We start from the raw sequence: 14,387 nt of genomic DNA on the forward strand, positions 1-14,387 counted from the left end.
TCGTGGTATATTTTATATGATGAAGATACAAGAAAATATTTCTTTAAGTGCCTATAATACTTTTGGAATAAACAAAAAAGCCCGATTTTTATGTGAAGCTGAAAGCAGGGAGGACGTACTTTACGCTTTTAATCAGTCCCGCATTTTAAACAAGCCCCTTTTCGTTCTTGGAGGAGGCAGTAATATCTTATTGCTCGAGGACCTGGATGCGGTAGTATTGAAAATCAACATTCAGGGAATTGACAGCATCCGGGAAGATGGTGAGCAGGTGATCCTGAAAGTAGGCGCAGGTGTGGTATGGCACGATTTGGTAAGGTATTCCATAGAAATGGGATTAAGCGGTTTGGAAAATCTTTCCTTGATTCCCGGTACCGTTGGAGCTGCTCCCATGCAAAATATTGGCGCCTATGGGGTGGAAATCAAATCGGTATTTGATCATCTGGAAGCCATGGAAATTCCTTCCGGAAAATTACGTGTGTTTACCGGGAAGGATTGCAGGTTTGGCTACAGAGAAAGTATCTTCAAAAATAAATTAAAGGGGAAGTATATCATCACTCATGTTGCCTTCAGGCTTAACAAAAAGCACCAACCCAATATAAATTATGGAGATATCCGACTCACCCTGAAAGAAATGGGAAATGCTTATCCAAGCCCTGTCAATATCAGTGAAGCAGTAGTAAAAATCCGGCAACAAAAACTTCCTGATCCAAAAGAATTGGGGAATGCCGGAAGTTTCTTCAAAAATCCAACCATACCCTTGTTTGACTTCAATCAGCTTAAGAACCAATACCCGGAAATTCCGGGCTATCCCGTTGAAGACAACAGGGTAAAAATCCCGGCAGCCTGGCTGATTGACACTGCCGGCTGGAAGGGAAAACGATGTGGAGCTATAGGCGTGCATGAAAAACAGCCCCTTGTTCTGGTAAATTACGGCGGAGGTACCGGAACGGACATACTCGAATTGAGCGGGAAAATCCAGGCTGATATTTTGGGCAAATTTGGTATCCAGCTTGAAAGGGAAGTTAATACCATCAGCTCGGAAAATTTGATCCAGCTTTGATACCCGCCGGGTTCAGGCGCAAAGGAATGCTATGCGCAACTGATTTGATTGTCCGGGGATGAGCCTTCTTGTATTTGTTGGTTTTGGATATAATGCAGAATCGCTTGTCTGCCAGTTATCAAATTCTCCTATGGATAGTACCTACAAAGAGTTCCTTAAAAGACCTGCCAATACCCGTTTGAGGAGAAGGCAATATGAATTAAAACCTATTAGAAGGGCATTTCAAATCAAATCATCCTTTATTTGAAGCGTCTTTTGATAGTGTTCCACCCTCACGCCGAACTTTTCGAGAAACACCAATCCTTCATCAATTCCAATTCCTTTGTAGCTGGCATAGGAATACAAATAAACCACCTTTTGAATACCCATGGAATAGATGATTCGCGCACAAGGGAGACAAGGAGCCAGGGTCACATAAAGGGTGGATCCTTCGACAGAGGCCTTGTTTTTAACGGCATACAGGATTGCATTTTGTTCAGCGTGCAATGCCAGTGAACAGCTTCCTTTACTATCTCTGCTACATCCGACTTCAGGAAATTCTTCGTCACAATTGTGGGTTCCTGAAGGAGGCCCATTATAACCAATGGAAATAATACGGGTTTCTTTGCACAGGACAGCACCAACATGCTTTTTGATACAATGGGATCGTTGGGCAAGGCTGACTGCCAATTCCATAAAAATATCATCAAAATCTGGTTTGGCCATAATGTAAAATTCTGTTAGTAAAGATAATCTGGTTTCCTTCAGATAAGGCAATGCCAGATAATATTCCCGGGCATTGCTTCACAAATCTAGTATTTTTAACGTTTTCGTTTAGTGGAAAATTTGGCTTAAAAAAAATAATCTTCAGCAAAATTTATTTATTAAAAATAAAATTCTACTTTTGTATCAATTTATTTGCTTTTCAAAAACACGTTTATGCATTTCAATGGTTAAAATAGTTTTAATTGACGATGATCCTATCAGTATTTTCGTTACAGAAAAATTGATTCAACGGAATATCATGGAGCCTTGTAGGGTTTTCTCTTTTGACAATGCTATGGATGCCTTAAAAGACATTTATCAGATCAACCCCCATTATTTATTCCTTGACCTGAATATGCCGGAAATGACAGGCTGGGATTTTTTGGAAGTTTTCAATCCTGTCAAAGCAGATCCTGAGATTTATATTTTAAGCAGTTCCGTTGATGAACGGGATATCATGAAGGCCAATCAATATGATAAAGTAAAGAAATACCTTTCCAAACCACTTATCAAGCAATACATCAATTTGATTTTTGGAAAATCGGGACAGGGTTCCCACTGAAAAAATTAATTTTTTTAGGCTAAGCAGAAACTACTTTTGCTGAAATTGGTTTATACATAAAAAATAAAACCATGGCAAAAGCGAATCCCAACCTGATATTTAAACTGCGTAAAACAGTAGAAAAATTAAAGAAAGGTGCAACTTACCAATGGGGGCACATGGGTGCCTGTAATTGTGGAAACCTGGCACAGGAAATCATTCAGATAAGTAAGGCTGAAATTCATAGGTTGGCCATGCAGCGTTCCGGAGATTGGAGCGAACAGCTGGTAGACTATTGTCCGAGTAGTGGCATGCCCATGGACCTTATGATTTCAAAACTGTTGGATTCAGGGCTGGAAAGAGATGATCTGATTCACCTGGAAAAGTTGTCAGACCCTGAAATATTGTCCCATATCCCAAAAGAGCGGAGGGATAAAATGGTTAAAAATCACATTGCGGATGTAATTCTTTATCTGGAAACCTGGACGCAGGTCCTGGAAACACAATGGGCTGCTGCTCAGTCCATACAGCTCCTTTCTGTAGGCCGGAAAATAAATTATTCAGAGGCCTTGAGTTAATTCCGAAAATTTCATTAATTAGCCAAAACTAACGTACATAAAAAACCTGGGGCTTATGAATGAAGACTTTGACAACGATTTTGAAGAGGATCCTGATGACGAATTCGATGAGGAATTCAACGACTTGGTTTTCGATGAAGAAGAAGACAATGGACTGGAAGATGATGTTTTCATGGATTTTGATGAAGATGATTTTGATGAATTGGAGGAAGACTTTTCAGAAGAGGATGAATTTGAAGACGATGAGTTTGAATAATACTCTCGTGGATCAAACTCATTTAGTGGATTCATGAAATTGAGGCTTTACCGGTATTGGTTTGGATAAATCCTTTGTAATCCGTTTTTTGCTTCCTAAATTGCGTTCAAATTTGATATCAAAACCATTTTGTATATGTTATTAGAAATATTTAGTTCTCCGATAGCGTCCGGAGCCCAGGTTTTTTGGTTGATTGTGGCCATCCTGGTTGGCTTGGGAGCTGGCTTGTCTGCCATTGATTTTAGAAGCACTTTGTTTAAAAAAGAAGAGAAAGATCATTAAAAAAAGCCGGTCACATTGACCGGCTTTTTTTACTTTTAGTTTTTTATACCATTTCATTTTTTTTATCGGACCTTGCCCATTAATTTTCTTATGGGACCGGATAAAACCATTAGCACCAATCCTGCGCCTACCACAGTGTAGACGATTAAAAGGTACTGTTGGGGCATTTCAGCCAATGCTTCGCTGGTACCCCCACTGGCACTTCCGGCAATTCTCCCTGCAACAAGGTTACCCATAGCGATGGAAAGGAACCACATGCCCATCATTTGGCCGGCAAACTTCTTTGGTGCCAGTTTGGTGGTCAAACTCAAGCCCACAGGGCTAAGACTTAGCTCACCAAAGGTATGAAACAAGTAAGTAATCACCAGCCAGGTAGGAGCTGCCAAATCTCCTGAAGCGGCAATTTTGGCTGCAAAATACATGACCAAAAATCCTATCCCCAACAAAATAAGCCCAAAAGAAAATTTCAAAGGGGAACTAGGTTCCATTTTTTTCCTGGCCAGCCCCACCCACATGGCTCCAAAAAAAGGAGCGAAAATAATGATAAATATACTGTTCACAGACTGAAAATATCCCGCAGGAATTTCCCAGCCCAACATCATCCTATCTGTAAATCTTTCTGCAAATAAATTCAGAGATGATCCGGCCTGCTCAAATCCGGACCAAAAAATTGCGGAAAAAACAAACAGAATCATGATCACCAGAACCTTCTTCTTTTGCTCCGCATCCAATCCCCCAAACAGTAAAACATAACCAAAATACAACAGTGCCACTATAGCGATTACGGTATTCGAAACTTCTGCAATGGCCACGGGATCCAGTCGGATGATTTGTAAAAAGAACAGTACTACCAAAACAAAAGTCAAGCCCAATATGAGCCACATCCCTTTAAAAGCACGTTTTTGTGCTGCCTTTTCCCCAGGATCCTGTGGCAAAACAGCTTCTCCTATTCCTTTTAAATATCCTCCTGTGAGCTTGTACTGCACCAGGCCCATCAACATTCCGAATCCGGCAAGTCCAAATCCAAGATGCCAATTGTATACAGCAAGGGTACTACAGGCTATTGGGGCCAAAAATGCACCCAAATTGATCCCCATATAGAAAATGGAAAATCCAGCATCTCTCTTGGAACTGTTTTCCGGATACAACTGCCCAACAATGGAACTGATATTCGGTTTGAGCAAACCTGTTCCCAAAACGATCAGTACAAGGCCCAAAAAGAAGGAAGGCAAGTCTATGCCCGAAAGTTGATTGGCAGTGCCTTCGTTTCCAGATAGCCAATGAAACAGACCCGGCAAAGCCATGGTAAAATGCCCTGTGGTGATGATGATTCCACCGATCCAAACGGATTTTTTGAGACCGATTAGGCGGTCAGCTATCCAGCCTCCCGGAAGAGCCAGCAGATAAACCCCCATAGAATACAAACCGTAAATGGCCCCAGAGGTCTGATCATCAAAACCCAGGCCTCCGGCGGCAATAGGTGCTGTCATGAACAAAATGAGCAGGGCCCGCATGCCATAATAGCTAAATCGTTCCCACATTTCAGTAAAGAAAAGTGTCATCAGGCCTTTGGGGTGACCAAATAATTGGGGCCCTTCGTATTCCAGAATGTCTTCCGGGGCATTGTGTTTTCCTAAAAACTTGTCTTCTTTTTTCAAATCAAATGCAGTGTAAGTGGTGGTATTTTATAAAATGGGTAATGGATTGAATACAATTATAACATGATACTACCATTATTTCAGTATTATTGCAAAAAAACAAATGATCGTTATATGAAAACAGGAGAAATTCATACCGAAAAGGGTACCATGAAAATTAATTTTTATGATGAAGATGCCCCCAAAACTGTAGAAAATTTTATCCAACTTGCCCAAAAAGGGTTTTATGATGGGCTAACTTTCCATAGGGTTATCCCTAATTTTATGGTACAGGGAGGCTGCCCCAAGGGAAACGGTACCGGTGGACCAGGCTACCACATCGACTGTGAGTTGGATGGGGAGCTACAATACCATGACAGGGGAGTACTTTCCATGGCACATGCGGGAAGGAATACAGGAGGTTCCCAATTTTTCATTTGCCATAATCGGGACAACACGCAACATCTGGACAGAAACCATACCTGCTTTGGAAAAGTAACTGAAGGAATAGAGACCCTGGACCAGCTAAAACAAGGGGATAAAATCACAAAAATCATTATTCATGATTAAGGATAGGTCCGGAAAAAGCTAAAATAGTGCCCCGGCAACAGTGGCAGTCATCAGACAGGCTATGGTAGCGGCCAGTAAAGCACGCATACCCAGCCTTGAAAGGTTCCCCTGTTGTCCGGGTGCTATACTTCCAATCCCACCTACCTGAATGGCAATGGAACTGAAATTTGAAAAACCGCAAAGCGCATAGGTTGCTATAACAATGGATTTTTGAGACAGGGAACCTGCAGCCTTCATTTCCGCCAGGCCCAAATAGGCCACAAATTCATTGATTACTGTTTTTTGCCCAAGTAAAGACCCTACCTCCAGGGTATCCTTCCATTCTACACCTATGACCCAGGCAAAAACCCTGAAAACCTGCCCCAAAAGGTATTCAAGCGACAAACCGGAAAATGTTCCATCGGTTCCAGATGCCACCAATGCATTGAGCCCCGAGAAATCACCTACAATTTCAGAAAGTAAATAGTTTAGTGCTGCAATCACGGCAATGAAAGCCAACAACATGGCCCCAACATTAAGGGCCAGTTTCAATCCCTCAGCAGCTCCTCTTGACATGGCGTCTATGAGGTTTACATCAGGAATCTGATCACTGATTTGTAAATTGTCATTGATGATATCCTTGTTTTCTTCAGGGATGATTATTTTAGAGATTACTATTGCGGCAGGGGCATTCATAATACTTGCCCCAAGCAGATAAGTGGCGAACCGGGTTTTTTCAACAGGGTCATCTCCCCCCAAAAAGGCAACATAGCCAGCCAATACCCCCCCGGCAATGGTAGCCATTCCGCCCGTCATCAAACACATCAGCTCAGATCTTGTCATGGTAGGAATAAATGGCCTGACCAATAGAGGCGCCTCCGTTTGACCTAAAAATATATTTCCTGCAGCTGACAAGCTCTCTGCACCCGATAGCCGCATTGTCCTGGCCATTACCCAGGCAATTCCGAAAACGACCTTTTGAAGAATACCTAAATAATAAAGTCCTGCAGAAACAGTAGAAAAAAAGATAATGGTAGGCAAAACCTGAAATGCAAAAATAAATCCAAAAGAACTGGTAGCCAGATCTCCAAATAAAAACTCAGCCCCTTCTTCCGAAAAACTTAAAAAAGTTACAAAACCCGCACTAACTTTGGAAAAAAGCCCGGCAACAAAATCAACCTTTGTAATCAAAATACCAAAAATCACCTGTAGGCTTATACCTATGCCCACCAAACGCCAATCTATTTTTTTTCTATTGACAGAAAACAGGGCGGCAAAAACTACCAGGACCAAAATCCCTAATACACCTCTTAAATAATCCATACCAGTCCTTTCATTTCACAAACATCCCTTGCCGAACTGATAACGGATTTGCCATGGTAAGCCTTTCAAATTAAAATAATGGTTTGTGTAGAGGGAAGAAAAGCATGTCCAAGCTGGCTTTAATTTCTTCTATTGATCTCGTCTCTCAACCGGGCCGCCTTTTCATAGTCTTCATTGCTGATGGCCTTTTCAAGCATCTGGTTTAATTTATCCAGACTGAAATCCTTCAAGGAAGCTTCCTGAGATTTGCTCTTTTCTTTAGCCCCCTTACCAGTTCCGGCACCTGCCGATGCTTCCTGCTCTCTTTTTTCATCCTCTTCGGTAAATTCTATCGCCGCCTCCGTCATTACCGAACTGGCACAAAATATGGGTGCATCAAACCTGACTGCAATGGCAATAGCATCGGAAGGCCTTGCGTCAATTTCTACTTTCTTAAAAGAACTGTGGCACATGATTTTGGCATAAAACACTCCTTCTCTCATGTCTGAGATCAAAATATGATCCACAGAAAATTGAAAATTCGAAGCAAAAGATTTAAATAAATCGTGTGTCATAGGCCGATTGGGAATGATTTTCTCAATTTCTATGGCAATAGCCTGAGCTTCAAACATACCAATTACGATAGGAAGCTTTCTTTTACCTTCAGATTCACCCAATATTAGGGTAAAAGAACCTGATTGTGCGCTATTAGAAGACAAGCCCAGGATTTCTAACTCAATTGTATTATCCACAGTTTATTGTTTTAATGCTTTAATCGCTTTTGTTAGCTTTGGGACTATTTCAAAAGCGTCCCCTACTATACCATAATCCGCTGCCTTAAAAAAAGGAGCCTCGGGATCCTTGTTAATAACCACAATATGTCGGGAGGCGTTCACTCCAGCCAGGTGCTGAATCGCCCCTGAAATCGCTATAGCTATATACAAAGAAGGAGCCACCTTCACTCCGGTTTGGCCCACATGTTCATGGTGCGGCCTCCACCCCAAATCCGAAACAGGTTTGGAGCATCCCCTGGCTGCATGAAGGGAATCAGCCAAATCCTCTATCATCCCCCAGTTTTCCGGACCATTCAAGCCCCTTCCCCCTGATACGACGATATCTGCCTCGGGCAACAAAATCTCCCCGCTAGCCTTTTCCTTACCGGTTATTTTGGCGGCAAAAACGGACTCAGGCAACTCTAAGGTCAACTTTTCAACGATAACAGCCGTACCATCTGTTTTGATCGGCTGAGTATTCTTTTTTATGGCCAATATCCTGTTCTCTGTTGGTATGGCGGTATCCACAAAAGCTTTTCCCGTGAATATACTTCTTTTTACTACAAAGCCATCCGAAAGTTCAGGCAAACCAACTACATTGGAAACCAATCCAGCATTCAATTTAACAGCTAATCTTGCTGCTACTGCATCACCTAAAGCAGATTTTGCCAGGACAAGGGTACTGGCGTTAACCTGTTGATAAACCAAAGCGATCATATGGGCATGAGCCTGAATGACTCCGGAATTTAATCGCTCATCAGCCACATGATAAATGGCCTCTGCCCCTGCCTGTCCCAACTGTGCCCAGTCTTCTTCTGCAATCGTACCCAATCCCAAAACACTGACTTTTCCTCCGGATCTTTCTGACAGAGCGGATGCATAGGAAACAGCTTCCAAAGAGGAACTCTTGATTTTTCCCTGATCTTGTTCTATATATACTAATATTGACATTTTCTTTGGCTATTTAAAGTATTTTGGCGTCATTTTTCAGCAATTCCACCAACTGATCCACATTTTCCACAATCTTTACCTCACCTTTTGGCTCTGGAAGTTCGTAAGTCCTGGTCTCTGTCCTTTGGTCCACTGAGACAGCATCCACCACAGTCAATGGCTTTGTTCTGGCAGACATGATCCCTCTCATATTCGGGATTTTCCATTCTGCTATGGGTTCCTGGCATCCTGCTATGAAAGGCAAAGCTACCTCGATAAATTCTTTCCCGCCTTCGATTTCCCGGTCCAATCTGGCCGTCTCACCTTCTAATTCCAGTTTCATTACAGGGGAAACGGAGGGGATAGCTAATAACTCACCCACCATGCCATGTACCATTCCTCCATTAAAATCAATCGATTCCCTTCCCATAAGGATCATGTCGTATTCCTTTTCTTTTGCCTGATGGGCAATTTGTTCCGCCACAAAATAGGCATCCTTGGGAAAAGCATTTACCCGTATGGCCTCATCTGCGCCAATAGCCAATGCCTTCCTCAGGGTAGGTTCAGTTTCTGCCTCGCCAACATTGAGCACAGTAATACTGCCGCCAGTCTCTTCTTTAAGTTCTACAGCCCTTGCCAGTGCATAGTCATCATAGGGCCCAATAATAAATTGAACACCGGTTTTGTCCAACTGGGTATTTTCAGCTGTGAATTTGATCTTTGAAGTGGTATCAGGCACATGCGTGATACATACCAATATATTCATGTAATTTTTAATTAACTTTGTTCACAAATCTTAAAAATAAATGCAATTCCCATACCATGAAACATGCTGACAGGATAAAGGAACTTTTACAATACATTGAAAAAGAACCTTATGATCCTTTTAACATTTATGCCCTGGCTTTGGAATACCAAAATCAAGACAAAGAAAAGGCTTCTTTTTATTTTAACAAACTATTGGAAGAACATAAAAGCTATCTTCCTACCTATTATCATGCTGCCTTACTGTTTATGGAACTAAATCAGCCTGAAAAAGCAGAAAAAACATTCCTTGATGGCATTGCCCTGGCAAATACCCAAAACGATGCACATGCCAAAAAGGAATTGCAAAACGCTTATTTCAACTTTCAGGTTGATGGAGATTAGATCGGGGTGCCCTTTCGGGAATCCCATTGAATTCCAAACCTGTAGCGGTACAAATCAGTCTATTTTCAAAACCAACTTTCCTAACTGCTGGCTGTTTTTCATCTTATCAAAGGCAGCCACAGCATTCTCCAGAGGAAATACTTCATCAACAAGGGGAATGATTTTATGAAGCGCTACCCATTCCAGCATCTTTTTAAAATCCAAATCAGACCCCATGGTGGAGCCCTGTATGGACAGCTGTTTCCAGAATATTTTACGGGCATCAATTTCACCAGGATTTCCCAAAGTGGCTCCATAGACTACAATCCTTCCTCCTGGTCTGGCCACTTCGATTAAATCATTCATTGTGTTCCCCATGGCACTGTCAATAATAAGGTCAAAACCCCTGTCGGCAGTTTTAGCTTCATTGATCCAATCTGCTTTATAGTTATATCCGGCTCCAACGCCCATTTCTAGGGCTTTTTCAAGTTTCCAGTGCTCGCCACTACTCACACTGACTTTTGCTCCGGAACTCAGGGCAATCTGAACGGCCATTTGGGCTACCCCTCCCCCAAAACCAGTCACCAATACCTTGTCTTCCTTATTCAAATGTCCCTGGTAGACCAGGGCCCGGAATGCTGTTAAACCTGCCAATGGTAAAGCCGCTGCCTGAAAATCATCCAAATGGGAGGGTTTTTCGTGAACCCTGTCCATTTTTACACAAATATATTCGGCCAGTGTTCCATGATTGGGCATACCCAGAATACTGAAATCAGCTCCCTGGGCGGATGGATTATTCCCCCAATTATTGGCAGGGTTTATTAACACTTCTTTTCCTATCCAATTCGGATCTACCCCTTTTCCTGCTTCTACAACTGTTCCGCTTCCATCCGAACCCAAAATAATACCGTCCTTTAAATTGGGATATTTCCTTTGCCTGCACCATTGATCCCTATGGTTCAAGGCTGCAGCTTTTATTTTTATTTTCAATTCCTGCCGACCCGGAACTGGTTCTTTTAAATCCACCAGGGAAATCCCGTCGGGATGATTACTATCTAAAACGATACACTTCATCTGTTTATATTTTGATTTTCTAAGGTCAAAACTGGACTGGCACCGAAGGTTTCTTTATTCGGGAGAATCTTGTACCTTCTGGCGGGAAGGTAATTTTAGTCATCTCTGGTTGTCGCCTTCAGCACACTTGATTTCTTAATATAAGAACTTTTTGTTTATTCAGGTAGATTGGTATTTCCAGTCCCTTAGAGACAGCAGCGCAAGGCTGTAGCTATCTATTGCCTTAAAGATTCAATTTCAGGGATTTTAAATCTTTTTGCCAAAATTTAAAATGGAGCTTTGTCTTCTCCCCCAGGAAAGGGGTTCTCCCCTTGCTCATCTCCATTGGCCCGGCTTCCCATACGGACCATCCCTCCTTCATCAAAACCCTTGCCCCCTGCACTACTGGGAAAGCGACTGCCATAAAGTGCATCCTGAGCCTGGTAGGGCACATTCAAATCCAAATCGGTAAACTTGGTGTACTTGCCAATAAACCTGAGCTTCACATTTTCCAGCGAACCGTTTCTATGCTTGGCAATAATGACTTCACCTACGCCTGAGGTACTGTTTCCATCTTCATCCTCGGTAATGCCGTAATATTCCGGACGGTACAAAAACATGACAATGTCCGCATCTTGCTCAATGGCTCCAGACTCCCTAAGGTCGGATAACTGGGGCCTTTTGTCTCCTCCCCTTGTCTCCACCGCCCTGGAAAGTTGGGACAAGGCGATTACCGGAACGCTAAGTTCTTTGGCTATTTTTTTCAGGGCCCTGGAAATACTGGAAATTTCTTGTTCCCGATTGCCTCCATTGTTTCCCTTACTGTCTCCGGACATTAACTGAAGGTAATCCACTACGATCAATTGTACATCATTCTGGGCTTTTAGGCGGCGGCATTTTGCCCTTAATTCCAGAATAGATAAAGCCGGGGTATCGTCCACAAATAAGGGTGCTGAAGTAAGTTTCCCCGTCTTATGAATCAGCTGTTGCCATTCGTAATCTGCCAGGTTTCCTTTCTTTATTTTTTCAGAATCCAGTTCTGCTTCTGAACTGATCAATCGATTGACCAGCTGAATGGAAGACATTTCCAACGAAAAAATGGCAACCGGTCGATCATGGTCTACCGCAGCATTTCTCAAAACCGATAGCACAAAGGCAGTTTTTCCCATTGCCGGACGCGCAGCAATGATCACCAAATCTGATTTTTGCCAACCGGAGGTGACTCTATCCAGGGCTGTAAAACCAGAGGGCACTCCTGTAAGTCCATCCTTTTGCCCCTTTTTGCTCTCCAACTCAATTATGGCCTCGCGCATGATAGAGCGCATGTCCACGTAGTTTTTCTTGATGTTATTTTCGGAAATTTCAAACAAGGACTGCTCCATCTTGTCCAAAAGTTCAAAGACATCGGTTGTATCCTCGAAAGCCTCCTTTTGAATATCAGAAGCGATCCTGATCATGTCCCGTTTCATGGCCTGCTCAGTGATGATTCTGGCATGATATTCAATATTTGATGCAGATGAAACCCTTGAGGTAAGCTCCGTGATAAAGTAAGCTCCGCCTACCAATTCCAACTTTCCGTTCTTTCTGAGTTGATTCGTGACGGTAAGCAAATCAATGGGTTCCCCTGCATTGAACAAATCCAGAATAGCCTCATAGACCATCTTGTGGGCATCTTTATAAAAACTGTCAGGCAAAAGAATATCAACCACCGCCGTCAGGGCATCTTTTTCCAACATCAATGCTCCCAGGACGGCCTCTTCCAAGTCAATGGCCTGGGGAGGCAATTTGCCCAATGCAGCTGCAGGATCACCTGTCCGCCTCCTTAACGTCCCTAATCGTTCAGTTTTATTGCTGTTTTTATCTGCCATACAAACAAAAGTACCCCTTTAAGGTCAAAGGTTTTGAACAATTTATACACTTTATTATCCACAAGCCTGTAACCATTACTTATACAACCCATTGGGGGCAAAATCTATTCCAGAGATGTGAAAATTATTTTTTCACCAGCTCCAGAGCAAAAATCAGTTGATAAATTAAACCCGTAAAAATTCCTATATTTGCAATCCTGGTTTAACTACCAAAATATCCAAAAAAAGTTCAGGTAGGAGTCAGGGCCAGGAAACGTCGTACACTCAATTTTGAACCTAACCTTTTTCATATACAAAGTAAAATCCCAATGAAATTGAATTTAAAGAATCCGATTGCATTTTTTGATCTTGAAGCCACAGGAGTCAACATATCTACTGATAGAATTGTAGAAATATCTGTATTAAAAGTTTATCCCGATGGCAAGGAGGAAATCAAAACCATGAAAATCAATCCAACGGTACCCATACCGCTGGAATCCTCCCTTATTCATGGTATCTATGACAAAGACGTGGTCAATGAACCTGTTTTTAAGGATGTGGCCCGGGAGCTGCAGCAGTTTTTTGAGGGAGCGGACCTGGCAGGCTTTAACGTATTGAAATATGATATCCCCTTATTGGTCGAGGAATTTTTAAGGGCGGGCATTGACTTTGATCTGGAAAAGAGAAACCTGCTGGATGCCCAAAAGATCTTTTTCATGATGGAAAAAAGAAACCTGGCATCTGCTTATAAATTTTATTGCGGAAAGGTCCTGGAAAATGCCCACAGTGCCGAGGCAGATACGCTGGCTACTTATGAGGTTTTCAAGGCCCAGATAGATCGGTATGCGGGAGAGCAAATGGAAGACCTCCAGGGAAACATCGTGGGTGTTATGGAAAATAATATGAAAAAAATCCACAACATGATCAATGAAAAAATGGTGGATTTAGCAGGGAGATTTGTTTTCAATGACAAAGGGGAGGAATGCTTTAATTTTGGAAAACAAAAAGGAAAACCTGTTACACAGGTATTAAAAGAAGAACCCGGTTATTACGACTGGATGATGAAGGGAGACTTTCCGCTGGACACCAAAAGAAAACTCACTCAGGTAAAACTCCGGGGGTTTAATCAGAGATAATGGTTTTTTTGCACTGTATTTCCTATAAAAGGTCGGCGTGGACAGTCTTAAGATTGAACCGATGATTACAATTTACCAGGCAGACAGCCAACACATCCCACTAATTCAGGATATGGCCAAAATCATTTGGCCCATTGCATTTGGGGAAATTCTTAGTTCCGAGCAATTGGCATACATGATGGACATGATGTACAGCAAAGGTTCCCTTCAAGAGCAAATGGAAAAAAAAGCCCACAAATTCCTTATCGCTTCCAAGGGAAAGGAACCCTTGGGCTTTGCCTCCTATGAACTTCACTACCTTGGATTGCCTCAGCTTAAAATCCATAAATTATATATATTGCCTACAGCGCAAGGCCGTGGCATCGGCAAGGAAATACTAACTTACCTTGAAACGGAAGGGAAAAAAACCGGAATGAAAAACATGGTGCTGAATGTCAACAAATACAATAGTAAAGCTTTCCAGTTCTATGAAAAGCAGGGATTTACAAAGATAAAGGATGAGGTTATCCCTATCGGAAATGGCTATGTGATGGATGATTTTACCCTTAAGAAAAAAATTTAATCACTAGTA

17 protein-coding genes are annotated in these 14,387 nt (G+C 42.2%); 9 read left to right on the forward strand and 8 right to left on the reverse strand.

The window, feature by feature from the left end; translation table 11 throughout:
* Positions 1 to 16: 16 nt before the first annotated feature.
* Entirely contained in the window at positions 17 to 1,060 is a 1,044-nt protein-coding gene (murB, locus tag G9Q97_RS23045) for a UDP-N-acetylmuramate dehydrogenase (protein WP_317168806.1), read from the forward strand.
* A 222-nt stretch (positions 1,061 to 1,282) separates the two neighbouring features.
* Here murB and G9Q97_RS23050 read toward each other — a convergent pair whose 3' ends face one another.
* The gene (locus G9Q97_RS23050) at positions 1,283 to 1,765 is read right to left on the reverse strand and encodes a deoxycytidylate deaminase (protein WP_166151340.1); all 483 of its coding nucleotides are present in this window, start codon (positions 1,763 to 1,765) and stop codon (positions 1,283 to 1,285) included.
* A gap of 223 nt (positions 1,766 to 1,988) precedes the next feature.
* On the opposite strand from G9Q97_RS23050, the gene G9Q97_RS23055 reads away from it, so the two are divergent.
* From G9Q97_RS23055 to G9Q97_RS23070, 4 genes are all read left to right on the forward strand, one after another.
* Positions 1,989 to 2,366, forward strand: a complete 378-nt coding sequence (locus tag G9Q97_RS23055) for a response regulator (protein WP_166151342.1) — start codon at positions 1,989 to 1,991, stop codon at positions 2,364 to 2,366.
* Between the two features lie 71 nt (positions 2,367 to 2,437).
* The gene (locus G9Q97_RS23060) at positions 2,438 to 2,923 is read left to right on the forward strand and encodes a hypothetical protein (protein WP_166151344.1); all 486 of its coding nucleotides are present in this window, start codon (positions 2,438 to 2,440) and stop codon (positions 2,921 to 2,923) included.
* 55 nt (positions 2,924 to 2,978) lie between these two features.
* Positions 2,979 to 3,179, forward strand: coding sequence for a hypothetical protein (locus G9Q97_RS23065; protein ID WP_166151345.1), 201 nt, complete (start codon positions 2,979 to 2,981; stop codon positions 3,177 to 3,179).
* Between the two features lie 135 nt (positions 3,180 to 3,314).
* Positions 3,315 to 3,461, forward strand: coding sequence for a hypothetical protein (locus G9Q97_RS23070; RefSeq protein WP_166151347.1), 147 nt, complete (start codon positions 3,315 to 3,317; stop codon positions 3,459 to 3,461).
* A 62-nt stretch (positions 3,462 to 3,523) separates the two neighbouring features.
* On the opposite strand, the gene G9Q97_RS23075 is transcribed toward G9Q97_RS23070, so the two are convergent.
* The gene (locus tag G9Q97_RS23075) at positions 3,524 to 5,023 is read right to left on the reverse strand and encodes a peptide MFS transporter (RefSeq protein ID WP_394353003.1); all 1,500 of its coding nucleotides are present in this window, start codon (positions 5,021 to 5,023) and stop codon (positions 3,524 to 3,526) included.
* A 210-nt stretch (positions 5,024 to 5,233) separates the two neighbouring features.
* Here G9Q97_RS23075 and G9Q97_RS23080 point away from each other — a divergent pair, with 210 nt between their 5' ends.
* On the forward strand, positions 5,234 to 5,668 hold the full coding sequence (locus G9Q97_RS23080; RefSeq protein ID WP_166151351.1) for a peptidylprolyl isomerase: 435 nt from the start codon (positions 5,234 to 5,236) through the stop codon (positions 5,666 to 5,668).
* A gap of 18 nt (positions 5,669 to 5,686) precedes the next feature.
* On the opposite strand, the gene G9Q97_RS23085 is transcribed toward G9Q97_RS23080, so the two are convergent.
* The 4 genes from G9Q97_RS23085 to G9Q97_RS23100 all read right to left on the reverse strand — a co-directional run bounded on the left by G9Q97_RS23085 (position 5,687) and on the right by G9Q97_RS23100 (position 9,418).
* Positions 5,687 to 6,970, reverse strand: coding sequence for a NupC/NupG family nucleoside CNT transporter (locus G9Q97_RS23085; protein ID WP_166151353.1), 1,284 nt, complete (start codon positions 6,968 to 6,970; stop codon positions 5,687 to 5,689).
* Between the two features lie 119 nt (positions 6,971 to 7,089).
* Positions 7,090 to 7,701, reverse strand: coding sequence for a bifunctional nuclease family protein (locus G9Q97_RS23090; RefSeq protein WP_166151355.1), 612 nt, complete (start codon positions 7,699 to 7,701; stop codon positions 7,090 to 7,092).
* A 3-nt stretch (positions 7,702 to 7,704) separates the two neighbouring features.
* Positions 7,705 to 8,673 carry an electron transfer flavoprotein subunit alpha/FixB family protein gene (locus G9Q97_RS23095; RefSeq protein ID WP_166151357.1) on the reverse strand — a complete coding sequence of 323 codons (969 nt, stop codon included), beginning with the start codon at positions 8,671 to 8,673 and terminating at the stop codon, positions 7,705 to 7,707.
* 13 nt (positions 8,674 to 8,686) lie between these two features.
* Positions 8,687 to 9,418 carry an electron transfer flavoprotein subunit beta/FixA family protein gene (locus G9Q97_RS23100; protein ID WP_166151358.1) on the reverse strand — a complete coding sequence of 244 codons (732 nt, stop codon included), beginning with the start codon at positions 9,416 to 9,418 and terminating at the stop codon, positions 8,687 to 8,689.
* Positions 9,419 to 9,474: 56 nt separating this feature from the next.
* Here G9Q97_RS23100 and G9Q97_RS23105 point away from each other — a divergent pair, with 56 nt between their 5' ends.
* Positions 9,475 to 9,801 carry a tetratricopeptide repeat protein gene (locus G9Q97_RS23105; RefSeq protein ID WP_166151360.1) on the forward strand — a complete coding sequence of 109 codons (327 nt, stop codon included), beginning with the start codon at positions 9,475 to 9,477 and terminating at the stop codon, positions 9,799 to 9,801.
* Between the two features lie 54 nt (positions 9,802 to 9,855).
* On the opposite strand, the gene G9Q97_RS23110 is transcribed toward G9Q97_RS23105, so the two are convergent.
* Together G9Q97_RS23110 and dnaB are read right to left on the reverse strand one after the other, a co-directional pair.
* Positions 9,856 to 10,854 carry a quinone oxidoreductase family protein gene (locus G9Q97_RS23110; RefSeq protein ID WP_166151362.1) on the reverse strand — a complete coding sequence of 333 codons (999 nt, stop codon included), beginning with the start codon at positions 10,852 to 10,854 and terminating at the stop codon, positions 9,856 to 9,858.
* Positions 10,855 to 11,120: 266 nt separating this feature from the next.
* A complete protein-coding gene (gene dnaB / locus G9Q97_RS23115; RefSeq protein ID WP_166151364.1) occupies positions 11,121 to 12,701 on the reverse strand; it encodes a replicative DNA helicase in 1,581 nt (526 codons plus the stop codon).
* Between the two features lie 308 nt (positions 12,702 to 13,009).
* Between dnaB and G9Q97_RS23120 the strand changes: the two genes are divergently transcribed.
* On the forward strand, positions 13,010 to 13,816 hold the full coding sequence (locus G9Q97_RS23120; protein WP_166151366.1) for a 3'-5' exonuclease: 807 nt from the start codon (positions 13,010 to 13,012) through the stop codon (positions 13,814 to 13,816).
* Between the two features lie 61 nt (positions 13,817 to 13,877).
* Complete coding sequence (locus G9Q97_RS23125; protein WP_166151368.1) at positions 13,878 to 14,378, forward strand: GNAT family N-acetyltransferase; 501 nt, start codon at positions 13,878 to 13,880, stop codon at positions 14,376 to 14,378.
* Positions 14,379 to 14,387: the final 9 nt, after the last annotated feature.

The organism is Cyclobacterium plantarum (genome assembly GCF_011290685.1).
Classification (GTDB): Bacteria; Bacteroidota; Bacteroidia; order Cytophagales; family Cyclobacteriaceae; genus Cyclobacterium; species Cyclobacterium plantarum.